Source organism: Nocardia sp. bgisy118 (assembly GCF_057708605.1).
The window spans coordinates 45,946-68,699 of record NZ_JBYISM010000001.1 but is presented as its reverse complement, the minus strand read 5'-3'; the positions used below and the strand labels follow the sequence as shown (position 1 = coordinate 68,699).

Below are 22,754 nucleotides of genomic sequence, written 5' to 3'. Positions count from 1 at the left end.
GGGCGCAGCCCGTCTCCAGCCCGCGCACGGCCGGAGCGAAGGTGGAGAACCGCCTAGGCCTGCGCGGCGAACGCCGTGTAGGCGCGTTCGTCGAAGAGCACGAAGCGCACGGTCCACACCGCGGTCTCGGCCGCGCGCACGGTCTCGACCGCGATGCGGGCGCCGTCCTCGATCGGCCAGCCGTAGATGCCCGTGGAGATGGCGGGGAAGGCGACGGTGCGGGCCCCGAGTTCATCGGCGACGCGCAGGGATTCGCGGTAGCAGGAGGCCAGCAGCTCGGAACGATCCTCACCCGCCGACCAGACCGGGCCGACCGTGTGCACGACCCACCGGGCGGGCAACCGGCCCGCGGTCGTGGCCACCGCCTTGCCGGTGGGCAGGCCCCTGCCGTAGCGCGACGCGCGCAGGTCGCGACACGCGGCCAGGATCTCGGGACCGCCCTTGCGATGAATGGCGCCGTCGACGCCGCCACCGCCGAGCAACGAGGAGTTGGCCGCGTTCACCACCGCGTCGACCGTCTGCTCGGTGATGTCGCCGCGCACGAACTCGAGGGAGACCATGCGATGATTCTCCCGCGCCGTGCGGTCCCGCGAAAATACCGAGGCCGCGGCGTTCCCGGAACTACCATCGGTTGATGAGCAACGGTGCGAAAGCCATCCTCGAAGGCGGGCCCGCGGACTTGCCGGAGCGGATCGTTCCCATCACCCCGCCGGGGATCGAGCTCAAAATCCCCTTCAAGGGCGGTTACGAACACTTCAAGGTCACCCAGCGGCAGGCCGACACCGAGTCGGGTCCCCTGACCGTCTACGAATGGTGTGACCGCACGAAAGTGGCCGAATAGCCCCGGGGTGCCCCGCGTGGCGATCCCGATCGGTCGCCCGTGGGTACCGCGCGGTCGCATCCGGCGCGCCGGTGTGGACGACCCGACGCGCCCGATCGAGTGATGCGCCGATACCGTCTGCCGAATTCCGTCGATGGCCGAGTACAACCGCGAGCAGGTCGGCCGACCCCGGAAACGGGCGAGCCCCGGCCGCGTTCCCGGCCGGGGCTCGTCGTCGTGACGGATCAGTCGTCCAGCTGCGCGAGGACCTCGTCGGAGATGTCCACGTTGGTGTAGACGTTCTGCACGTCGTCGCTGTCTTCGAGCGCGTCGACCAGCTTGAACACCTTGCGCGCCCCGTCGGCGTCGACCGCGACCGACACCGAGGGCTGGAAGCCGGACTCGGCGGAGTCGTAGTCGATCCCGGCCGCCTGCAGCGCCTTGCGCACGTCGATCAGATCGCTCGGATCGCTGATGACCTCGAACGACTCGCCGAGGTCGTTGACCTCCTCGGCGCCCGCGTCCAGCACGGCCATCAGCACGTCGTCCTCGGACAGACCGTTCTTCTCCAGGGTGATGACGCCCTTGCGATGGAACAGGTAGGCCACCGAGCCCGGATCGGCCATGTTGCCGCCGTTGCGGGTCATCGCGACGCGCACCTCGCCCGCGGCGCGGTTGCGGTTGTCGGTGAGGCACTCGACGAGCACCGCGACGCCGTTGGGACCGTAGCCCTCGTACATGATGGTCTGCCAGTCGGCGCCGCCGGCCTCTTCGCCGCCGCCGCGCTTGCGGGCACGCTCGATGTTGTCGTTGGGGACCGACGACTTCTTGGCCTTCTGAATGGCGTCGTACAGCGTCGGGTTGCCGTCCGGATCACCGCCACCCGTGCGGGCCGCCACCTCGATGTTCTTGATCAGCTTCGCGAAGAGCTTGCCCCGCTTCGCGTCGATCGCGGCCTTCTTGTGCTTGGTGGTGGCCCATTTGGAGTGGCCGCTCATTCCCTACTTCCTTCGGGTCGGTTTACGGACAACTCCACCAGCCTAGTAGACGCCGTCGGCACGGCTTCGGCCCCCATTCCCTCGTGCGACCGGGGCAGGACTCGCCCGTCCCGCCCGGCGCGCCCAGAACTCAGAGCGAGACCACGTACGCCTCGGGGAAGAAGGCGCCCTCGATGTATTTCGGCGACGCGTAGGCGAAGCCCTTGTCGCCCCAGGCGGTGCCCCAGCTGTTGCGGACGATGAAGTGCCCGCTGGGCAGGTAGCCCACAATGGCCACGGCGTGCCCGCCGCGTTCGGTGCCCGGCGCGAATTCCTCCAGGAAGCCGCCGTTGTCGGTGGCGCTGTCCCAGGTGTCGTCGACCATGAACCCGGCGAGGATCGGGCGACCGTCGGCCAGCACAGTCCGCCATTGCTTGAGGTTCTTGCCGACGTTGAAATACGAGGCGATGCGCAGCGTGGCCGCATGCGCCCAGAAGGTGTTCTCCTGGCCGCGGTACATCTTGGTCTGGATGTGGAACGGCAGCCACGACTCCTCGACCGCGCCGTACTTCTTGCAGACCTCGACGGCCGCCTTCAGCTCGGTGCCCGCGCCCTCGATGAAGGTCTCCGGCCGCTGGAAGAAGGCGTCGGTCTCCTTGGAGGCCATCCACACGAACCGCGGCGAGACGCGGCGGTCGCTGCTCAGTTTGGTCGCGGTCACCATGTGGTAGCGCATCAGTCCGTCGCCGGTTGCCCAGCCGACGCAGGACCCGGTGTCCTCCTGATCGCCGATGGTCCACCAGTCGCGGCGCAGGTCCACCGAGGACGGCAGCGCGCCGACGGCGCCCAGCGCGCCGACGGCCACGGCGTCGGCGAACGTCCAATCCCGCTCGGTGTCGCGGGACGGGACCAGATTGCAGATCCGGGCCTCTGCGGGCACCGGTTGTTGCTTGCCCGCACTGGGTGCGGGGATGACTTCGGTCATGTTCGCGCTTCGTTCGTCGGGTGGTGTCGCCACCACGTCCGGGTCGGTCGGGATCGCCCGGATGGAAGCGATGATTCACCGCCCGTCGCGCCGAAACGCGAGTACTCGGTTACCCGTTTCGCCCGCGCTGCCCGCGCGAACTACGCAGCGCGGACCAACTCGACGAACATGCGGTGCACCCGCAGGTCACCGGTCACCTCGGGGTGGAAGGAGGTGGCGAGCACCTTGCCCTGGCGCACCGCGACGATGCGACCGGCGAACGGACCGGAGGGCACCGTCGCCAGCACCTCGACGCCCTCACCCGCCCGCTCGACCCACGGCGCGCGAATGAACACCGCGCGCACCGGGCCGTCGTCCAGGCCCGCGAAGTCCAGGTCGGTCTCGAAGGAGTCGACCTGGCGTCCGAAGGCGTTGCGGCGCACCGTCATATCGATGCCGGACAGATGCTGCGCGTCCGGACGGGTGTCGAGCACCTCCGAGGCGAGCAGGATCATGCCCGCGCAGGAACCGAAGGCGGGCATGCCTTCGCGCAGCCGCGCGCGCAGCGGTTCGAGCAGCTCGAAGGCCTCCAGCAGCTTGCTGATCGCGGTCGACTCGCCGCCGGGCAGCACCAGCCCGTCCACGGCGGCCAGCTCGGAGGCCCGCCGCACCAGCACCGGTTGCGCGCCGCAGTGCTCGAGCGCCGAGACGTGTTCGCGCACATCGCCTTGCAGAGCAAGAACGCCGATGGTGGGCCGAGACGACGTCTGCCGCGCCTCCGTTGCGGGTGCGGCGACCGATGATGCGTTCACGTCGCCGAGCTTACGAGCCCGGCCGCTGTGGGCGCGCTCACGGTCGCCGTCGCCTGCCCTCACGTCCGCGGGGTACGGATCAGTCCCTCCTGGACGACCGCGGCGACCAGTGTGCCCTCGCGGTTGAAGATCCTGCCTCCGGTGAGCGCGCGACCGAAACCGGCCGAGGGCGAGGCCTGGTCGTAGAGCAGCCAGTCGTCGGCGCGGAACGGGCGCAGGAACCACATCGCGTGATCCAGCGACGCGTCCTGGGTCGGCTCGTCGGGGTGGGTGACCTTGGAGGAGCCGAGCAGCGTCATATCGCTCATGTAGGCGAGCGTGCACACGTGGAACAGCGGGTCGTCGGGCAGCGGGTGCCGGTAGCGGAACCACACCTGCTGCTGGGAGACCACGCCGTCGCGGCGCGACACCGACTCCGGCGGCACGGTGCGGATGTCCCAGTGCTCCCATTCGCGCATCGCCCACAGCCGTTCCGGGCTCATCGAGGTCTGCGCGTCGGGCAGGTTCTCCGGCCCCGCCACCTCGGGCATCACGTCCTGGTGCTCCGGGCCCTCGTCGCCGACGTGGAACGAAGCCGACATGGTGAAGATCGCCGCGCCGTCCTGCACGCCGGTGACCCGGCGGGTGCAGAAGGACCGGCCGTCGCGGATCCGCTCCACCAGGTACACGGTGGGTTCCTGCGGATTGCCCGGACGCAGGAAGTACCCGTGCAGCGAATGCACCTGGAACCGCGGCTCCACCGTGCGCACGGCCGATACCAGGGCCTGCCCGGCGACCTGACCGCCGAAGGTGCGTGCCAGCTGGGTCTTCGTGGACGCGCCACGGAAGATGTCCCGCTCCAGGCGTTCGATCTCCAATGCCTCTTCGATTGTCGCCATGCGCTGAGGTTAACCCGGGGCGTCCGATTCCCCCCGTTCGGCCACCGGTCCAGTCGCGCGAGCGGACGCCCGGAATTCGCGAGCGGACGCCCGGAATTCGCGGGCGGCGCCGGGGATGTCGCGCCGGTCACACCACCGAGCGCCTTCGCCGCGGCGACCTCCGCGCGGGCGATCGTGGCCGCGCGGAGGGCGCGGAGCATCCCCGCGGCGGGTCTGCTGTGATGGAGCGGTGCCGCAGTTCGTGCCGATCACCCAGGACGGCCTCGCCGACCTGCTCGTCGACCGGGTCGGGGCGCTGCCCGGCCGCCGTCTGATCGCCGTCGACGCGGCCGACGCCGCACAGCCCGTCGCGTTCGCGCGGCGCGCCGCCGAACGACTGCGCGGAACGGGCCGGTCCGCCGAGGTGGTCTCCCTGCACGACTACGTGCGTCCCGCCTCGCTGCGCATGGAGTTCGGACGCGAGGACGAATACTCCTACCGCACAGCGTGGTTCGACTACGACGCGGTCCGCCGCGAGGTCGTCGGCGCGTTGCGCGAGCACGGCCGCTGGCTGCCCGCGCTGTGGGACGAGGCCGCCGACCGGTCGGCCCGCACCGCCGTCCGCGCCGCCCCCGCCGATCTGGTGCTGTTCCTCGCCGGACCCATGCTCCTCGGCCGCGATCTCGCCTTCGACCTGACGGTGCGCCTCGACCTCAGCGAAGCGGCGCTGCGCCGCCGGACGCCGCCGGACGAGCACTGGACCATCCCGGCCCTGCTGCGCTACGACCGCGAGAATCCCGAGATCCCCACGTTTTCGGCGCGCTGGGACCATCCCGACCGCCCCGCACTGAGCCGCACCTGACCTGGGTGGTCCGCAGAACTCGTTGCGCCGCATGGCGAGACGGCTGGATTCCCGCGCCGCGCCGGGACGGAAAGCGAACACCCGGCCGCGAGACGCGACCGGGTGTCGTTGGCGGACTGGGGATTCGGCGATGTTCGACGAGTGGCACACACAGCGGTAGCGGAGCTTCCGCCACCCCCGACCTTGTGTGCCACTCGTCCGCCGAGACGTGTGCGGCACGATCCGCGCTCGGGCGGATCAGCGCTGTCAGGCGCAGGCGGCCGACTGCTGACCGAGGTTGGTCAGCATTCCGCAAGCCCACGCCTTCTGGACCTTCCAGGTGCCGTTCTCGGCGACGAACGGCACGTCCGCGATGTTCTCCTGACCGTTGAGCACGATCTTGGCCTTGGCGTTGATGGTGTCGCCGAAGGCGGTCACCTCGGTCACCACGACACTCGCACCGGTCTGCCCGTAGGCCTCCGCGAGCCGGCCCGGCAGCTCGGGATCGGCCTCGGCGCCCTGAATCATCGCCAGCTTCTCTTGGTTCGGCACCGCCGGATCGAGCGCCCGCTGCAGTTGCGTGTTCAACTGCTCCACGCTCGGCACCGGCGGCACGTTCGCCGCGGCACTGGCCTTGGCGCTGGTGGTGGTGCGGACCGGCTTGGCATCCTCGCTCTTGTCGTCGCTGCCGCACGCCGTCATGCTCAGCGCGGCCGCGACGGCCAGGCCTGCGATCGCGACTCTTCCGGTCTTGCGAAGCTTCAACTCAGGTCCTTTGCGTTCGAATCGGACGACGTCACCGGCGACCCGTGCAGTTCGCCGTGCATCGAAACCTACTCAGCGGCTCTGTGGGAACTCTGAGATCGCGTTGTGGCGGGCCGAAGAGTCCAAAGACGCGCGAACCAAAACGCCCGGTCCCAGGCTGCAGCCTGGGACCGGGCGTGACGAAAAGGCAAGTGCGGCAGGTGCCGCGGCCCCGATCAGCGCTACCGGACGGAGTCCGTCGAATGTCCGCGCACGACCGGAGCGGAGGCGGAGGTACGCCTCACCAGCCGCGTTCGGCGAGCCGGTGCGGCTGCGCGATCTCCTCGACGTTGATGCCGACCATGGCCTCGCCGAGACCACGCGAGACCTTCGCCAGCACGTCGGGGTCGTCGTAGAAGGTGGTGGCCTTGACGATGGCGGCGGCGCGCTGCGCCGGGTTGCCGGACTTGAAGATGCCCGAGCCGACGAACACGCCCTCGGCGCCGAGTTGCATCATCATGGCGGCGTCGGCCGGGGTGGCGATGCCGCCCGCGGTGAACAGCACGACGGGCAGCTTGCCGGTCTCGGCGACCTCGCGGACCAGCTCGTAGGGGGCCTGCAGCTCCTTGGCCGCGACGTAGAGCTCGTCGGCGGGCAGCGCGGCGAGCTTGCGGAGCTCCTGGCGGATCTGGCGCATGTGGGTGGTCGCGTTCGACACGTCGCCGGTGCCCGCCTCGCCCTTCGAGCGGATCATGGCCGCGCCCTCGGTGATGCGGCGCAGCGCCTCGCCCAGGTTGGTGGCGCCACAGACGAACGGAACGGTGAAGTTCCACTTGTCGATGTGGTTGGTGTAGTCGGCGGGGGTGAGCACCTCGGACTCGTCGATGTAGTCGACGCCGAGGCTCTGCAGGATCTGCGCCTCCACGAAGTGGCCGATGCGGGCCTTCGCCATGACCGGGATGGAGACGGCGCTGATGATGCCCTCGATCATGTCGGGGTCGCTCATCCGGGACACGCCGCCCTGGGCGCGGATGTCGGCGGGCACCCGCTCCAGCGCCATGACCGCCACCGCGCCCGCGTCCTCGGCGATCTTGGCCTGCTCGGGGGTGACGACGTCCATGATCACCCCGCCCTTGAGCATCTCGGCCATGCCGCGCTTGACGCGGGCGGTGCCGACGGTGTTGGTGGTCTCGGGCGTGGTCACGGCAAACTCCTGAGTCATGTGCGCCTATCAAGTCGCGCGGAACGAAACGACCTCATTCTAAGTGGGTCGAGAAAGCCACTTGATAGCCAGTCGAGGGCCACTGGACTGGTGCCGAGATCGGCTCGGGGTCCAGCTGGGCGCGACGTGACGCACGCCATGTTCCGCCGGGGATCACCCGCCGGATCCCGGCGAACCCTCCGCTGCCGAGCGAGCCGGCGTCCTCACGGAATCGCCGGGTCCACCGGACTCAGATCGGGTTCACCACCAGCAGCTGTGCCCAGTACTCGGCGGCCGCCGGACCGACGATCGGCAAAAGGAAATCGAACAGCAGATATGACATGAACTAGCTACCTCCAACACCAGACAGGAAACGCTCCGCACCGTCGAGGAGCACCGAATCCGGATACCCGCCGGGGCGCGATCCAGTCACGAAGCTATCACGATCGTGAAGCAGATCACAGGCGCGTCAAGTGGGCTCAGCGGATGGAACGGACCTCGGGATCGTCGGATCCGGCCGCGATCGTGGCGGCCTCCGGGAGCAGTTCGTCGAGGTGGTAGGGGTAGACGGTCTCGCCGGACCGGTCGATGGCGGCGATGTCGGCGGGTGCGCACCACCGGTGCCCGGTGATGGATCGACGCTCGATCACGGTGGGGCTGCCCGGGTCGGGCGTGAAACCGCGCACCCGCAGCGCGAAGAACAGCTCCTCGGCGCGGATCAGCTGCCCGTCGAACGGGAACACCGCGACGCGCCGCCAGATCGGACCGCGCAGGCTCTCCGTATCGGCGCGGTGCCCGGTCTCCTCCCACAGTTCGCGCACGGCGGCGGCGCGCAGCGTCTCCCCCGGCTCCACCCCGCCGCCGATGGTGAACCAGAACGAGACCTGCGGGGTCTTCGGATCGTTACCGCGCATCAGCAGCACCCGGTTCTGCTCGTCGAGCAGCACGATCCGCGCCGACGTCCGGATGGTGTCCACCGAGAGACCGGTCGACGCGGCGGGAGTCGCGCGCTCGGTGATCTCGAAATACGTGGGCAGCGGCGCGGTGCCGCCCAGGTGCAGCAGGCGCACCGGACGGCGGGTGCGCAGCGCGAGCGTGTCGCGGACCGCGTCGTTGTGGAAGCGCCGGGCGATCAGCACCCTGGCCTCCGCGTCGGCGAGCTCGGCGACCAGCTGCGGGCGCAGTTGCGCGATATCGACGGCCGACAGCGCCGAGGAAAGCTGGTTCTCCACCGTCTCGCGCTCCGCGCGTCCGGCGCGTTCGGCCCGATCGGCCAGGCCGGACAGGCGTTTGGCCTGGTCGGCGAGCGCCGGATCGGAGACCGGGCCCGCGATCGCCATCGCCACCGCGCGGGCGACCACCGCCCGCCGCGCCAGCGCCGAGTCCAGCGCCTGCCAGGACTGGTCGGAGCGCACGTGCAGCCGGTCCAGCCGGTTCGCCGTGGAGTAGGCCCACAGGCCGATCGCGACGACGATGGCCGCGACGAGTGCGAGAACGAGGACCGTTGTGGCCGAGAAGGTGATCATCCGGCGGCACGCACCCGGATGTCGCCGATGGTGACGGTCTCGTACACGCGCAGGATCTGCTCGGCCACCACGGGCCAGTCGTATTCGCCGACCACCTGATTCGCGGTGTGCACCAGCGATTCCCTGCGCACCTCGTCGGTCAGCACGGAGTTCAGCGCGGCCGCGAGCCGAGCCGAATCGCCGACGGGGACGAGCACGCCCGCGGTTCCGTCGCGCAGTACCCGGCGGAACGCGTCGAGTTCGCTGGCCACCACGGCGGTGCCCGCGGCCATGGCTTCGATCAGGATGATGCCGAAGCTCTCGCCGCCGAGGTTCGGCGCCACGTAGACGTCGGCGCTGCGCATGGCCGAGGCCTTCTCCTCGTCGGAGACCTGGCCGAGGAAGCGCAGGTGCCCGGCGTTCGGCCCGGCCTCGCGGCGCAGTCGCTCCTCGTCACCGCGCCCGACGATCAGGATCTCCACGTCGGGGTGGCGGCGCACCAGCTCCGGCAGCGCGCCGAGCAGCACGTCCATGCCCTTGCGCGGTTCGTCGTACCGGCCGAGGAACAGCACCGTACCGCCCGCCCGCGGGTAACCGGGCAGCATCGGCGCACGCGCGAAGGCGGTGACGTCGACGCCGTTGGGAATCTCCACCGCGTCGGAGCCGAGCGCCTCCACCTGCCAGCGCCTGGCCAGCTCCGAGACCGCGATCCGGCCGCTGATCTTCTCGTGGTACGGCCGCAGCACGCCCTGAAAAGTGCTGAGCACCAAGGATTTCGTGGTCGAGGTGTGGAACGTCGCGACGATCGGGCCCTCGGCGATCTTGAGCGCGAGCATGGACAGGCTCGGCGCGTTGGGCTCGTGGATGTGCAGCACGTCGAAATCGTTGCCGTCGATCCAGCGGCGGATCCTGGTGTAGGCCATGGGCCCGAAAGAGAGCCGGGCCACCGAGCCGTTGTAGGGAATCGCCACCGCGCGTCCGGCCGAGACCACGAACTCCGGCAGCGCGGTGCCCTCCGAGGCGGGCGCGAGCACGCTCACCCGGTGCCCGCGCTCGATGAGCACCCTGGCCAGGTCCACCACATGCGCCTGCACACCGCCGGGCACGTCGAACGAGTACGGGCAGACCATGCCGATCTTCACGAGGCCTCGTCTCTGCCGTTCTGTGCCGCCAGCTCGGTCTGCGCTGCGGCGATCCTGGCCCGGCGTTCCTCGGACAGATCGCTCTCCCACAGCGGTTGCAGCATGTGCCAGTCGGCCGGGTGCGCGGCGATGTTGGCGGCGAAACGGTCCGCAAGCAGCTGCGTCGCCGCCGCCACGCCACCCGAGACATCCACCGGCTCTTCGCATTTCAGGCCCCAGGCCTCCACGCCGTCGTCGGCGACGGTGAACCAGGCGTGCACCGGCACGAGCGCGGCGCCGGTCTCGATGGCCAGCTTGGCCGCCCCCGCGGGCAGCCAGGTGCGCTCACCGAAGAAGGTGACCGGCACTCCGCGACCGGTGAGATCGCGCTCGCCCATCAGGCAGACGATCTTGTTCTCGCGCAGGCGATCCGCCAGCACGCCGAACGGCGGCTGCTCGCCCCCGGTCAGCGGGAACACCTCGAAACCGAGGCTCTCCCGGTAGGCGACGAAGCGCTCGAACAGCGACTCCGGCTTCAGGCGCTCGGCGATCGTGGTCAGACCGCCGTAGTTCTGGACACACCACATCCCGGCCATGTCCCAGTTCCCCGAATGCGGCAGCACCAAGATCACGCCGCGCCCCTCGGCCAGCGCCGCGTCCAGGTGCTCCAGTCCGTCCACCGGCAGCCGCGCCGACTTGCCCAGCGCCGCATGATCCATCGTCGGCAGCCGGAACGCCTCGCGCCAGTACCGCGCGTAGGAGCGCATGCTCGCCCGGATCAGGTCGTCGGGCACCTGCTCCGGCGGCACGCCGAGCACGCGGGCCAGATTGCGCCGCAACTGGATCGGGCCGCCGTCGCGCGCCGCGCGTTCGCCGCCCCAGTCGAACAGCCTGCGCGCCGCGCCCTCCGGAAGCGCACGGACCAGTCGCCAGCCCGTCGCGTATCCGGCGTCGCTCAACCGTTCCGCGATACTCACCGCTCCCCCGATCCCACATCACCGACGATACGACCGAAAACCTGGAACAGTGCGCGGACTTCCGGCGCGCTCACCGCGCCTCCTGCGGCGCGGCGGGCGGGATCACCTCGCGCGCGCCGGGCGAATTGCGCACCGCGAGCACCCGCTGGAACACCGTCACGATGCTGAGCACCGCGAGGATCCACATGGCCACGTGCACCGCCCAGGTGAGCCACTCGATTCCCCAGTGACCGCCGAGCCCGGTGAGGCCCGCGCCGACGAGCACGATGATCAGCCGGTCGGGGCGCTCGATGATGCCGCCGTCGGCGGACAGGCCGCTCGCCTCGGCGCGCGCCTTGGCGTAGGAGATCACCTGCGAGGTCACCAGTACAACCAGGGTGGCGAAGAACAGCCACTTGCTGTGCTCGTGGTACACCGCCCACCAGGCCAGGCCGCCGAAGATCGCGCCGTCGGCGACCCGGTCGCAGGTGGCGTCCAGCACCGCACCGTATTTCGTGCCGCCGCCGCGGGCGCGCGCCATGGCGCCGTCGAGCATGTCGAACATGACGAACAACCAGATCACCATCGTTCCCCAGAACAGGTGACCGGTCGGGAAGAGCGTGACCGCGGCGGTGATCGAGGCGGCCGTGCCGATCAGGGTGACGGCGTCCGGCGTCAGGCCGGTGCGCACCAGCGCCTTGCCCAGCGGAGCGGTGGCCTTGGCGAACGTCTCGCGGCCGAAGAAGCTCAGCACCGGCTACACCCGCGCCCGGTCGGTTCGGACGAACGACGCAGCGCGACGGTGGTTCACTCCGTCTCCTTCCACGCGGCGGCGAGCAGGGCTCTGGTCTCGCGCAGCAACTGCGGCATCACCTTGACCCCGCCGACCACGGTGATGAAGTTTGCGTCGCCGCCCCAGCGCGGCACGATGTGCTGGTGCAGGTGGTCGGCCAGCGAGCCGCCCGCGATGCCGCCGAGATTGAGCCCGACGTTGAAGCCGTGCGGGCGCGAGACGCTCTTCATCACCCGGATGGCCCGCTGCGTGAACGCCATCAGCTCGGCGCTCTCGGCCTCGGTGAGGTCCTCCAGGTTGGCCACCCTGCGGTACGGCACCACCATCATGTGCCCGGGGTTGTACGGGTACAGGTTGAGCACCGCGTACACCAGCTCACCGCGGGCGACGATCAGGCCGTCCTCGTCGGACATCTTGGGAATGTCGGTGAACGGGTGTCCGGTGGCGTCCGTCGGACGGGATCCCGCGGCCTCGGTGATGTACGACATCCGGTACGGGGTCCAGATTCGTTGCAGCCGATCGGGGTCGCCCGCGCCGATGTCCACGATGTTCCCCTGCTCCGTGTCGTCCAAGCCGTACAGCCCGTCCGCGGTCATGCCCGGCCCGCCGACACGATCTCGAACCCCTCGGCAGTGGGCGAGGTGTTCTCGCGGCGCGCGATCCACGCCACGACGGTGGCCACCGCGTCGGCGACCGGCACCCCGTTGACCTGGGTGCCGTCCCGGAAGCGGAAGCTCACCGCGCCCGCGTTCACGTCGCGCTCGCCTGCGAGCAGCATGAACGGCACCTTCTGCGCGGTGTTGTTGAAGATCTTCTTCTGCATCCGGTCGTCACTGCGGTCCACCTGGGCGCGGATGCCCTGGTCGTGCAGCAGCTCGATCACCCGATCCAGGTGCGGCGCAAAGGCTTCCGCGACCGGGATGCCGACGACCTGCACCGGCGAGAGCCAGGCGGGGAAGGCGCCCGCGTAGTGCTCGGTGAGCACGCCGAAGAAGCGTTCGATGGAGCCGAACAGCGCGCGGTGGATCATCACCGGCCGCTGCTTGGTGCCGTCGGAGGCGGTGTATTCCAGGTTGAAGCGCTCGGGCAGGTTGAAGTCGAGCTGAATGGTCGACATCTGCCAGGTGCGGCCGAGCGCGTCCTTGGCCTGCACCGAGATCTTCGGACCGTAGAACGCCGCGCCGCCCGGATCGGGCACCAGGTCCAGGCCGGAGGCCGAGGCGACCTTGGAGAGGGTCTCGGTGGCCTCCTCCCAGATCTCGTCGGAGCCGACGGACTTCTCCGGGTCCTTGGTGGACAGTTCCAGGTAGAAGTCGTCCAGGCCGTAGTCCTTGAGCAGATCGAGCACGAAGCGCAGCGTGTCGGTCAGCTCCGCGTGCATCTGCTCCTTGGTGCAGTAGATGTGCGCGTCGTCCTGGGTCATGCCGCGCACCCGGGTCAGGCCGTGCACCACGCCCGACTTCTCGTAGCGGTAGACCGAGCCGAACTCGAACAGCCGCAGCGGCAGCTCCCGATACGACCGGCCGCGGGCGCGGAAGATCAGGTTGTGCATCGGGCAGTTCATCGGCTTGACGTAGTAGTCCTGGCCGGGCTTGCGGACGGTGCCGTCCTCGTTGAGCTCCGCGTCCAGGTGCATGGCCGGGAACATGCCGTCCTTGTACCAGTCCAGGTGGCCGGAGACCTCGAACAAATGACCCTTGGTGATGTGCGGGGTGTTCACGAACTCGTAGCCCGCGGCCACGTGGCGGCGGCGCGAGTACTCCTCGAGCTCCTTGCGGATGATGCCGCCCTTGGGGTGGAACACCGGGAGGCCGGAGCCGAGTTCGTCGGGGAAGCTGAACAGGTCCAGTTCCAGGCCGAGCTTGCGGTGATCGCGGCGCTCGGCCTCGGCGAGCAGGTGCAGGTGCTCGTCCATGGCCTCCGGGGATTCCCAGGCGGTGCCGTAGATGCGCTGCAGGTCCTCGCGGTTCTGGTCGCCGCGCCAGTAGGCGGCCGAGCTGCGGGTCAGCTTGAAGGCCGGGATGAACTTGGTGGTGGGGATGTGCGGGCCGCGGCACAGGTCGCCCCAGATCTTCTCGCCGGTGCGCGGATCCAGGTTGTCGTAGACGGTCAGCTCTTTGCCGCCGACCTCCATGACCTCGGGGTCGTCGATGCCGGACTTGTCGCTGATCAGCTCGAGCTTGAACGGCTCCGCTGCCAGCTCGACGCTGGCCTCGTCGATCTCCACCACGCGACGCGAAAAGCGCTGCGCGCCTTTGACGATCTTCTTCATCCGGGATTCCAGCTTGGCCAGATCCTCGGGAGTGAACGGGCGGTCGACCCGGAAGTCGTAGTAGAAGCCGTCCTTGATGGGCGGGCCGATGCCGAGCTTGGCTTCGGGGAACTCCTGCTGCACGGCCTGGGCGAGCACGTGCGCGGCGGAGTGCCTGATCACGCTACGGCCGTCCTCGGTGTTCGCGGCGACCGCCTCGACCTCGACGTCGGTGTCCGGAATCCAGGACAGGTCCTTGAGCGCGCCCTCGGCGTCGCGCACCACGACGACGGTATCGGGTCCCTTGGTCGGCAGACCCGCCTCGCGCACCGCGGCGCCCGCCGTAGTCCCGGCCTGCACCCGGACGAGGGTGGCTGGGCTTATCGGGGCTGAGGTGGTCACGGCTGCGCTCTCCTTGGCGTTTACGTGGGCGGGCCTGTTCCCGCGCGGCGGCACCGGGCGGCAATCGCTCCGGCGCGACCAATGCTAGCGGTCCCGCCGACGCGCGATTCGCGCCGGTCGCGAGCGCCTCGGGCCTGGCCGCACGAGCCGGTGGCCGTGTTCCCCGCCGGGTTCTGGGCGTATCCGGTGCGGGGTCGGTGTGCTCGCGAAACCTGGTGTCGCCGTGGGGTAGCTCGTTGTCGGCGTGTCGGCACCCATCTTGCAGCACATCCGTGCGCGCGCAACTCGAATATCGCCGCCGCGAGCGGACCGGATCAGGACTCCGCGGCGAGCTTCGCGAGCAGCGCCTCGCGTTCGGCGACGGGGCGTTTGGGGCAGCTCGTGCACATCTCGCAGCCCGGGATCTCGAAGACGAGGCAGCAGGAGATCCGGCGGACGAAGGTGCGGCCGCCGATCGTCACGAAGCGCGGCGCGGGCAGCTTCCCGCCCACCAGCGCGGCCAGCTCGGCTCCCGCTTCGCCGTCGCCCGCGTCCAGGGCGCGGTTGCCCATCGCGTCGGCGACGATCGCCCACAGCGCGGGCACGCCTGCCCCGGACACGGCGGCCACGGCCGGGATCACCACGGCCAGGGTCTCCCGCAGGACAGCCGCGGACCGCGCGGCGTCGGGTGCGTCACAGGCGGCGATCCGGACGCGCTCGACGCCGCCGTCGGGGCGGATCTCGCAGTCGATGCGATCGAGCGCCGGTTCCCGCGGCGGCTGCCCCGTCGCCGCGGCGCGCGCCAGCGGCTCCACCAGCGCGGAGGCGACCATGCACCACCACAGCGTGCCCGCGATACGCGGCGAGGAGGTACCCCAGGACCGGCCCATCTCCGCGATCCGCGCGGTCAGCCAGTCCGGCCGCGCGAGCGTCGTGCCGGGGACCGTGCTCACCACGCCAGGGGACTGCGCAACCATTCCGATTCGACTCCGATCCAGCCGCCGACCAATCCGAACGTGCCGAGAACCCAGAGCGTCGCGACCACCAGCAACACAGTGGCTATTGCCGCGGTCGCCCGCATGGCCACGCCCAGCGAGGCATACCAGGCCATACCCTGCCGGTACCTGTCCCGCAGCCAGGCCAGCGCCCGGCGCGCCCAGGCGAATTCGGTGGCGAGGATGCCGAGTCCGGCGAACACGATCGCCCAGCCGGGACCGGGGTACGGGATCGCCAGGATGCCGAGTGTCAGCACCAGAACGCCGATCACCGCCACACCGATCCGGTAGGCGAGGTTCAGCGTAGGCCGGTTGGCGACTCCGGTGCGGAAGGCGCGCCACCCGGTCGGCTCGTCGGTCGGTCTCTGGTCCAGCTCGGCACTCACATCAGCCAGCGTACGAGAACGCCGGCACCTGGCATCGCGATCGCACGCTGGCAAACACGGAGAAAACCCGCGGGAACCGAGGCGGCTCCCACGGGTCGTCCCTGCGTATCGATCAGACCAGCGCGGGCACGGCCGCGTCATCGATGTGGGCCAGCCCGTCGACCGTCACCTCGATGACCCGCGCGTTGGCGATGTCGAAGAACAGACCCGAGACACGGACGCCGCGCGCGAGCACCGCCCTGTGCACCGCCGGGTGCCGGTGCAGCGTCTCCAGCTGCAGCGCGACATTCACCATGCTCAGCTGGTCCACCTCGCCGTAACCCGCGGCGCGGGCGGCCTCGGCCACCGGATGACCGGCACGGAACCTGTCCAGGCTCGGATGCGCGTGCGCCAGCCACGGCCCGATGCCGGGACCGGTGTCCGCGCCCGAGTACAGCGCCTTCATGGCGCCGCAGGACGAGTGACCGCAGACGACCACCGAACGCACGTCGAGCTCCTCGAGCGCGAACACCAGCGCCGCCTCCACCGAGGCGTCACCCGCCTCCGGCACCAGGTTGCCGACGTTGCGGACGGTGAACAGATCACCGGGGCCGCTGTTGGTGATGACATTGGGCACGATGCGGGAGTCGGAGCAGGTCAGGAAGAACGAGTCCGGATCCTGCCGGTCGGCGAGCCCGTCCAGGTGCGGCCGCACCACGTGCGCGTGGCTGCGGTGGAAGGCCGCGACGCCCGCGGCGAGCGGGTTGGGGTGTTCGTCCTCGTGCCGCCACGGCCCGAGAATCTCGTCCCATACCGCGCGACCGAAACCGCGCGCGGGCGGTCCGGACAGCGCGTCGGCCATCCGCACGCTGCCGATCTCCACGAACTCGACGCTGCCGCCGCCGTGTTCCTGGTGACGCACCCACTCCTCGATGGCCTCGAACGCGGCGTGGTCGAGGAAGTCGACGGTCATCTCGACCGTCACATCGGCGCCCGCGGGCACCTTGGCCAGCTCGGCGGACAGCTTCGGCAGCGCGAGGAAGGTGCAGGAACCGTCGATGGTGACCAGCCAGCGCTGCGACTGCGGGATCTGCTTGGCGGTGATCGCCACCCGCACCACTCGCCACAGCAGCAGGCCGAAGGCCAGCGCGAGACCGATCATCACGCCCTCGAGCAGGTTCAGGAAGACCACGCCGAGGATCGTCGCCGCGTAGACCAGCAGGTCGCCGGTGCGGCGGGCCAGCTTGATGTGGGCGAGCTTGACCAGCTGGATGCCGATCACGATCAGCAGGCCCGCCAGCGCGGCCTTCGGAATCTGCTGCACGACAGCGGCCAGCGCCACCGAGAACAGCAGGACCCAGACGCCGTGCATGATCGCCGAGGCACGGCCGCGGGCGCCGGCGTGGACATTGGTGGCGCTGCGCACGATGACACCGGTGACCGGCAGGCCGCCGAGCAGGCCGGACAACACATTGGCCGAACCCTGCCCGATCAGCTCACGGTCGAAGTTGGTGCGACGTCCGGTGTGCATCTTGTCGACGGCGACGGCGGAGAGCAGGCTCTCCACGCTGGCGATCAGCGCGATGGTGAGCACCATGATCGCCACCGCGGACCAGCCGCCGTCCGGGATCTGCGGCAATCCGACGGCGTCGAACAGCGAGCCGTCGAGCACGATGCGTTCGACCTCGGTCGGCAGCACCATCGACAGCAGCGTGCCGAGGAACACCGCTACCAGCGGGCCGGGCACGACCCGGATCTTCTCCGGCGCGAACCGCCAGCCGAGCATCACCGCGATCACCACGGCGCCGACCAGCGCGTCGCCGCCGTGCAGCGAGATCAGCTGACCGGGCAGCTCGACGAGGTTGTTCCAGGCCGAGCTGTGCGACGCCCCGCCGAGCAGCACGTGGATCTGCTGCAGCGCGATGGTGATACCGATGCCCGCGAGCATCGCGTGCACCACGACGGGCGCGACCGCGAGTGCTGCGCGCGCGATGCGGCTGAGCCCGAAGATGATCTGCAGCACACCCGCGGCGACCACGATGAAACAGGTGACCCGCCAGCCGAACTTGTCGATGGACTCGGCGACCACGACGGTCAGGCCCGCGGCCGGACCGCTGACCTGCAGGACCGAGCCGCCGAGGGTACCCGCGACGATGCCGCCGATCACGGCGGCGATGAGGCCCGCGGCGACGGGCGCGCCGGAGGCGAGGGCGATGCCGAGCGACAGCGGCAGCGCGACCAGGAAGACCACGATCGACGCAGGTAGATCGTGGCGCAAGACGGATCTCAGACGATCGGACAGAGCGCCAGGGCCTCGGCCCTGCGCGGGTGGGGACAGCGGTGGAGCGAGATCGCTCTCGACAGCCATGACTTCTCCTTCGCCGACTCGACGCCGAGGCGCCGAGGTCGGTTGACGATCAACATGTCCAGCAGGGCAATAGACCGCGAACCGGCATCTCGCGGTGAAGCAGTTCCCGACACGGCACCGGGCCGAGATGTAAACCTGGTCAAGGGTATTGGTAAAGACTTAGCAAAGCCTGAGAACTGCGATGAAAGTGTCACTTTCTATATCGCGATTTCGGTGTGAAATCGTTCACAACTTCATCCAAATACGCCGTCGCACAGCCCCTTCCGTTCGTAATCCGCTCCGCTGACTCAGACCGGCTCGGCCGCGGGATGGCTGCCCGCATCGTCGAACTCCGCGATTCCGTCCACCCGCACCTCGATGACCCGTGCGGTCGCGATATCGAAGAACAGGCCGGACACCACCACCCCGCGCTCCTCGATCCCGCGGCGCACGGCGGGATAGGCGCGCAGCGTCTCCAACTGCACCGCCACGTTCACCATGCCCAGCTGATCGACCTCGCCGAACCCGGCCAGCGCCGCGGCCTCGCCGACCGGATGCCCGAGCCGGAATCGCTCCAGCGTCGGCCTGGCATGCGCCAGCCAGTCCCCCAGCCCCGGCCCGGCCTGCACCTCCCGGTGCAGCGCCTCCATCGCGCCGCAGCCGGAGTGCCCGCACACCACCACCGCGCGCACGTCCAGCTGTTCGAGCGCGTAGACCAGCGCGGCTTCGACCGAGACGTCGGTGCCGCCGACCGGCGCAAGATTGCCCACGTTGCGCACGGTGAACAGGTCGCCGGGGCCGCTGTTGGTGATGACGTTGGGCACGATCCTGGCGTCGGCGCAGGTCAGGAAGAACGAGTCCGCGTCGTGGCGGTTGCGCAGGCCGTCCAGGTGCGGGCGCATGAGGTGCGCGTGGCCGCGGTGATAGGCCACGATGCCGGCGGCGATCCGGTCCACCCGGCTGCCGGTGCGCCGCCACGGACCGATCACCTCCTCGAGCACCTTGCGCGCGTGGCCGCGCTCGGGCGGGCCGTGCACCACCGCCGCCATCCGCGCGGCGCCGATCTCAGCGAAATCGACTGCGGCGCCGTGCTCTTCGCGCTGCCGCGCCCAGTCGGTGATCAGCTCGTAGGAGGCGTGGTCGAGGAAGTCGACCGTCATCTCGACCGTCACCGGGACGCCGGGGGGCACCTTGGCCAGCTCCGCGGTGAGCTTCGGGAGCGCGAGGAAAGTGCAGGTGCCGTCGATGGTGACCACCCAGCGCCGCGCGTGCGCCACCGGCTCGGCCACGATCGTCACCCTGACCACCCGCCACAGCAGCAGCGCGACCGACAGCGCGAGCCCGATCGCCATGCCCTGCAACAGATTCAGGAACACCACCCCGAGCACCGTCGCCAGGTAGACGGCCAGGTCGCCGTTGCGCACGGCCAACCGGATGTGCGCCAGCTTGATCAGTTGCACGCCGATCAGGATGAGCAGACCGGCCAGCGCCGCCTTGGGAATCTGCTGCACGAGCCCGGCCAGCGCCACCGCGAAGACCAGCACCCAGAGTCCGTGCAGAACGGTCGCGGCCCTGGTCTGGGCACCCGCATGGGCATTGGTGATGCTGCGCACGATCACCGCGGCGATCGGCAGGCCGCCGAGCAGGCCGGAGGTCACGTTCGCCGCGCCCTGCCCGATCAGTTCGCGGTCGAGGTCGGTCCGGTTGCCCAGCCGCACCTTGTCCACCGCCATCGCCGAGAGCAGCGTCTCGACGCTGGCGATGAGCGCGATCGTGATCATCGTGACGGCCACCGCGAACCAGCCGCTCGCGGGGATCGCGGGCAGACCGATGGCGTCGAACATCGAGCCGCTCAACACGATTCGATCCACGTGGCTGTGCAGCAGCAGCGAAAGCACCGTCGCCGCCACCACCGCCACCAGCGGGCCGGGCACCGTGCGCACCCGGCGCGGCAGGAAGCGCCACACGATCAGGATCGCGATCACCACCAGACCCGCGCACAGGTCGCCTTGGTGCACCGACATCAGCTGGTGCGGTAGCTGGATCAGGCTCTGGAACGGCGAACTCAGCGACGCGCCGCCTAGCAGCACGTGCACCTGCTGCAGCGCGATGATCACGCCGATGCCCGCCAGCATCCCGTGCACCACCACCGGGGCGATAGCCAGTGCTCCGCGCGCGATCCGGCTGAGCCCGAACAAGATCTGCAACACACCCGCCCCTACGGTGATGAAACAGGTTGCCGCCCAGCCGAAATGGTGGACGCTCTCGGCGACCACCACGGTGAGGCTCGCGGTCGGCCCGCTGACCTGGACTGCCGAGCCGCCGAGCAGCCCGGCCACCACGCCCCCGACCACCGCCGCGATCAGACCCGCCGCGACGGGCGCGCCGGACGCGACCGCGATGCCTAGCGAAAGAGGAAGGGCGACAAGGAAAACCACGACGGAGGCGGGGACATCGTGGTGTAGAACGCGGGCGAGCTGCGACGTCCGTGGTGCGGGATCGGTGTCGGTCGACATAGTTCTCCTTCGCCGTCTCGGCGGCAGCCGATCCGGTTCATCGGGGCAACATGCACTGGCATCGAAAGCGAGCGGCGGGCGAAGCTTGGTGGAGCGACTCGGTGAAGCGCGGAGCGAGCGGGTTCAGCGACGCTGTGGATCCAGCGGGTGAAGCGGCGACCTCAGGCGCACAGGTCACCCTAAGAGTAAAGACTTCGCAAAGCGCGTGGAAAGTTATACGGTGCAGATGGGGCAACTGCTATCAAAACGTGATGCAAGTCACAGTTGCGGCGGGCGTCGGAACCCGCGAAACGGCACGGGCGGACCGGGGTGACCGCCGGTCTGCGGAATTGGTCCTCGCGCAGCAGGTCCTGCCGGATGGTCCGCACGATTCGCCGCGGACAGAACCCGTGCGGTGACGTTGCGAACTCGATTCGCCAAGGGGCGCAGGCGCGCCGAGCCGCAACGCTCGGCCGACGGACGCGTCGGCCGAGCGTTGCGGCTGGGCGAGTTACCGGGCGTCGGCCGCGGCCAGCGCAGGAGCGTTGTCGACGGCGGCCTGCGGGTAGGTCGGGTACTCGATGCCCGAGATGTACTGCACCGTCCGCACCACCTGGCACGAGTAGCCGAATTCGTTGTCGTACCAGACGTACAGGATCGCGGTGTCGCCCTCGACGATCGTGGCATTGGCGTCGATGATCGCCGCGGCGCGCGATCCGATGAAATCGCTGGAGACCACGTCGGTGGCGGCGGTGTAGTCGAGGTTGCGGCTCAACGGCCCGGAGAGCGAAACCTGACGCAGGTACTCGAGCACGTCGCTCTTCGTCGTCTCCCGCTCGAGCTGCAGGTTCAGAATCGCGACCGACACGTCGGGGGTGGGAACGCGGATCGAGTTGCCGGTGATCTTCGCCTTGAAGTCCGGCATCGCCTTCGCGACCGCGGACGCGGCGCCGGTTTCGGTGAGCACGAGGTTGAACGGCGCGGACCGACCGCGGCGGTCGGCCTTGTGGTAGTTGTCCAGCAGGTTCTGGTCGTTGGTGAACGAGTGGACCGTCTCCACGTGACCGCGGACGATGCCGTACTCGTCGTCCATGGCCTTGAGCGGCGGAACGATCGCGTTGGTCGTGCACGAGGCGCACGAGAAGATCTGCTGCGACAGGTCCTGGTCGCGGTGGTTGACGCCGTGCACGATGTTCGGCACGTCGCCCTTGCCGGGCGCGGTGAGGACGACCTTCGCGATGCCGGGGCGCAGGTGCTGTGACAGGCCGTCGCGATCGCGCCACTTACCGGTGTTGTCGATCAGGATCGCGTCGTCGATACCGTACTCGGTGTAGTCGATCGTCGTCGGATCATCGCTGTAGATGAACTTGATCACGTTCCCGTTCGCGATGATCGTGTTGTTGTCGGCGTCGACCTTGATGGTGCCGTTGAACTGGCCGTGCACCGAATCCCTGCGCAGCAGCGACGCGCGCTTGACCAGGTCGCCCTCGCCTCCCTTGCGCACCACCACGGCGCGCAGGTTCAGCCCGTTGCCGGAGCCGACCTTCTCGATGAGCAGGCGAGCGACCAGACGACCGATGCGGCCGAAGCCATAGAGGACGACATCCCTCGGGCCCTGCGACTCCTTGTTGCCGTTGGTCACGTCGACCAGGACCGTTTCGGCGAACTCGCGGATCGACAGTCCGCGATCGTCGGCGCGATACGCCATGACCAGCTGACCGATGTCGATCTTGCACGGCCCCAGATCCAGCTCGCTGAGCACTCGCAGGAAGGGAAGGGTCTCGTCCACCGACAACTCTTCGCCCTCGATCTGCCGCGCGAAGCGGTGCGTCCGCAGGATGCTGATCACCGACTTGTTCACCAGCGAACGGCTGTGCAGCAGGATCGTCACACCCTTCGCCCGATACAACGTGCCGATGATGGGAATCATCGCCTCCGCAGCGGCTTCCTGAGCATTCCAGCGGTCAAGTTGTTCGGTAGTCAACACACGTCCTCGGATTTCTCGGTCTCTTCGCCGCAACGATGCTAATGAGGGCCTGGAAATCACAGAGGGCGGATCCCCACTCGTGAGGTCGCCGGGTGGTTGCGCCGCTCGGTCACACGTCTGGTTCGAGCTCTGCTCGCCGGCGCGTCGCGTGGACAGGGACGCGCCAATCGAGTCCTGCCCAAAGCAATTCCGAGCGGAACGACATCGACGGGCTGGCGGTAGTTCCGTCGGTCACCGCCGCACGTGCGAGTTCGAGCCTTCATCGCGCGGCATGACAGAGTAGCGATTGTCACAGCGATGCGGACCACCAGTGCATTGTCTCGCCCATCGCATCCGGGCCAC

General features: G+C 69.4%; 20 protein-coding genes. 2 read left to right on the top strand and 18 right to left on the bottom strand.

The genetic code is table 11. From position 1 onward, the window contains the following. Positions 1–53 precede the first annotated feature (53 nt). Positions 54–560, bottom strand: coding sequence for an O-acetyl-ADP-ribose deacetylase (locus AC3EO7_RS00205; protein ID WP_435590130.1), 507 nt, complete (start codon positions 558–560; stop codon positions 54–56). Positions 561–634: 74 nt separating this feature from the next. Here AC3EO7_RS00205 and AC3EO7_RS00200 point away from each other — a divergent pair, with 74 nt between their 5' ends. Continuing rightward, positions 635–841 (top strand): DUF5988 family protein, encoded by a 207-nt coding sequence (locus AC3EO7_RS00200; RefSeq protein ID WP_068066866.1) that lies wholly within the window; start codon positions 635–637, stop codon positions 839–841. 224 nt (positions 842–1,065) lie between these two features. On the opposite strand, the gene AC3EO7_RS00195 is transcribed toward AC3EO7_RS00200, so the two are convergent. The 4 genes from AC3EO7_RS00195 to AC3EO7_RS00180 form a co-directional block, all read right to left on the bottom strand. Then, positions 1,066–1,818: a YebC/PmpR family DNA-binding transcriptional regulator gene (locus AC3EO7_RS00195; RefSeq protein ID WP_431970965.1), complete on the bottom strand. Its 753-nt coding sequence runs from the start codon at positions 1,816–1,818 to the stop codon at positions 1,066–1,068. Positions 1,819–1,948: 130 nt separating this feature from the next. Next, complete coding sequence (locus tag AC3EO7_RS00190; protein ID WP_431970964.1) at positions 1,949–2,782, bottom strand: C1 family peptidase; 834 nt, start codon at positions 2,780–2,782, stop codon at positions 1,949–1,951. Positions 2,783–2,922: 140 nt separating this feature from the next. Then, on the bottom strand, positions 2,923–3,573 hold the full coding sequence (gene pdxT, locus AC3EO7_RS00185) for a pyridoxal 5'-phosphate synthase glutaminase subunit PdxT (RefSeq protein ID WP_431970963.1): 651 nt from the start codon (positions 3,571–3,573) through the stop codon (positions 2,923–2,925). A 59-nt stretch (positions 3,574–3,632) separates the two neighbouring features. Then, complete coding sequence (locus tag AC3EO7_RS00180) at positions 3,633–4,451, bottom strand: acyl-CoA thioesterase (RefSeq protein ID WP_431970962.1); 819 nt, start codon at positions 4,449–4,451, stop codon at positions 3,633–3,635. A 229-nt stretch (positions 4,452–4,680) separates the two neighbouring features. Between AC3EO7_RS00180 and AC3EO7_RS00175 the strand changes: the two genes are divergently transcribed. Then, positions 4,681–5,292, top strand: a complete 612-nt coding sequence (locus AC3EO7_RS00175) for a nucleoside/nucleotide kinase family protein (RefSeq protein ID WP_431970961.1) — start codon at positions 4,681–4,683, stop codon at positions 5,290–5,292. Positions 5,293–5,538: 246 nt separating this feature from the next. Here the strand turns inward: AC3EO7_RS00175 and AC3EO7_RS00170 are convergent, their stop codons facing one another. The 13 genes from AC3EO7_RS00170 to AC3EO7_RS00110 form a co-directional block, all read right to left on the bottom strand. Further along, positions 5,539–6,036 carry a WKL family lipoprotein gene (locus AC3EO7_RS00170; protein WP_431970960.1) on the bottom strand — a complete coding sequence of 166 codons (498 nt, stop codon included), beginning with the start codon at positions 6,034–6,036 and terminating at the stop codon, positions 5,539–5,541. Positions 6,037–6,316: 280 nt separating this feature from the next. After that, positions 6,317–7,237 (bottom strand): pyridoxal 5'-phosphate synthase lyase subunit PdxS, encoded by a 921-nt coding sequence (gene pdxS, locus AC3EO7_RS00165; RefSeq protein ID WP_431970959.1) that lies wholly within the window; start codon positions 7,235–7,237, stop codon positions 6,317–6,319. 458 nt (positions 7,238–7,695) lie between these two features. After that, entirely contained in the window at positions 7,696–8,739 is a 1,044-nt protein-coding gene (locus AC3EO7_RS00160) for an NUDIX hydrolase (protein ID WP_431970992.1), read from the bottom strand. Beyond that, a complete protein-coding gene (locus tag AC3EO7_RS00155; protein ID WP_431970958.1) occupies positions 8,739–9,863 on the bottom strand; it encodes a glycosyltransferase family 4 protein in 1,125 nt (374 codons plus the stop codon). Before AC3EO7_RS00155 ends, AC3EO7_RS00160 begins: the two co-directional genes overlap by 1 nt. Then, positions 9,860–10,819 carry a phosphatidylinositol mannoside acyltransferase gene (locus AC3EO7_RS00150; protein ID WP_435590129.1) on the bottom strand — a complete coding sequence of 320 codons (960 nt, stop codon included), beginning with the start codon at positions 10,817–10,819 and terminating at the stop codon, positions 9,860–9,862. The genes AC3EO7_RS00155 and AC3EO7_RS00150 overlap by 4 nt, the downstream gene beginning before the upstream one ends. A 70-nt stretch (positions 10,820–10,889) precedes the next feature. Beyond that, a complete protein-coding gene (gene pgsA, locus AC3EO7_RS00145) occupies positions 10,890–11,552 on the bottom strand; it encodes a phosphatidylinositol phosphate synthase (RefSeq protein WP_431970956.1) in 663 nt (220 codons plus the stop codon). A 53-nt stretch (positions 11,553–11,605) separates the two neighbouring features. After that, positions 11,606–12,187, bottom strand: coding sequence for an ATP adenylyltransferase (locus AC3EO7_RS00140; protein ID WP_431970955.1), 582 nt, complete (start codon positions 12,185–12,187; stop codon positions 11,606–11,608). Further along, entirely contained in the window at positions 12,184–14,244 is a 2,061-nt protein-coding gene (gene thrS, locus AC3EO7_RS00135; RefSeq protein ID WP_435590128.1) for a threonine--tRNA ligase, read from the bottom strand. The genes AC3EO7_RS00140 and thrS overlap by 4 nt, the downstream gene beginning before the upstream one ends. Before the next feature lie 314 nt (positions 14,245–14,558). Continuing rightward, complete coding sequence (locus AC3EO7_RS00130; protein WP_435590127.1) at positions 14,559–15,176, bottom strand: (2Fe-2S)-binding protein; 618 nt, start codon at positions 15,174–15,176, stop codon at positions 14,559–14,561. Beyond that, positions 15,173–15,604: a TIGR02611 family protein gene (locus AC3EO7_RS00125; protein WP_431970952.1), complete on the bottom strand. Its 432-nt coding sequence runs from the start codon at positions 15,602–15,604 to the stop codon at positions 15,173–15,175. Before AC3EO7_RS00125 ends, AC3EO7_RS00130 begins: the two co-directional genes overlap by 4 nt. Positions 15,605–15,716: 112 nt before the next feature. Beyond that, positions 15,717–17,951 carry a SulP family inorganic anion transporter gene (locus AC3EO7_RS00120; protein ID WP_435590126.1) on the bottom strand — a complete coding sequence of 745 codons (2,235 nt, stop codon included), beginning with the start codon at positions 17,949–17,951 and terminating at the stop codon, positions 15,717–15,719. 287 nt (positions 17,952–18,238) lie between these two features. Beyond that, positions 18,239–20,446, bottom strand: a complete 2,208-nt coding sequence (locus tag AC3EO7_RS00115; RefSeq protein WP_435590125.1) for a SulP family inorganic anion transporter — start codon at positions 20,444–20,446, stop codon at positions 18,239–18,241. Between the two features lie 490 nt (positions 20,447–20,936). Beyond that, positions 20,937–22,409 (bottom strand): glyceraldehyde-3-phosphate dehydrogenase, encoded by a 1,473-nt coding sequence (locus AC3EO7_RS00110; protein ID WP_431970949.1) that lies wholly within the window; start codon positions 22,407–22,409, stop codon positions 20,937–20,939. Between the last annotated feature and the right edge of the window lie 345 nt (positions 22,410–22,754).

Coding starts and splice junctions, on each gene's coding strand:
- AC3EO7_RS00205 (WP_435590130.1), bottom strand. CDS start 560: ATGGTCTCCCTCGAGTTCGTGCGCGGCGACATCACCGAGCAGACGGTC.
- AC3EO7_RS00200 (WP_068066866.1), top strand. CDS start 635: ATGAGCAACGGTGCGAAAGCCATCCTCGAAGGCGGGCCCGCGGACTTG.
- AC3EO7_RS00195 (WP_431970965.1), bottom strand. CDS start 1,818: ATGAGCGGCCACTCCAAATGGGCCACCACCAAGCACAAGAAGGCCGCG.
- AC3EO7_RS00190 (WP_431970964.1), bottom strand. CDS start 2,782: ATGACCGAAGTCATCCCCGCACCCAGTGCGGGCAAGCAACAACCGGTG.
- AC3EO7_RS00180 (WP_431970962.1), bottom strand. CDS start 4,451: ATGGCGACAATCGAAGAGGCATTGGAGATCGAACGCCTGGAGCGGGAC.
- pdxS (WP_431970959.1), bottom strand. CDS start 7,237: ATGACTCAGGAGTTTGCCGTGACCACGCCCGAGACCACCAACACCGTC.
- AC3EO7_RS00140 (WP_431970955.1), bottom strand. CDS start 12,187: ATGACCGCGGACGGGCTGTACGGCTTGGACGACACGGAGCAGGGGAAC.
- AC3EO7_RS00120 (WP_435590126.1), bottom strand. CDS start 17,951: ATGGCTGTCGAGAGCGATCTCGCTCCACCGCTGTCCCCACCCGCGCAG.
- AC3EO7_RS00115 (WP_435590125.1), bottom strand. CDS start 20,446: ATGTCGACCGACACCGATCCCGCACCACGGACGTCGCAGCTCGCCCGC.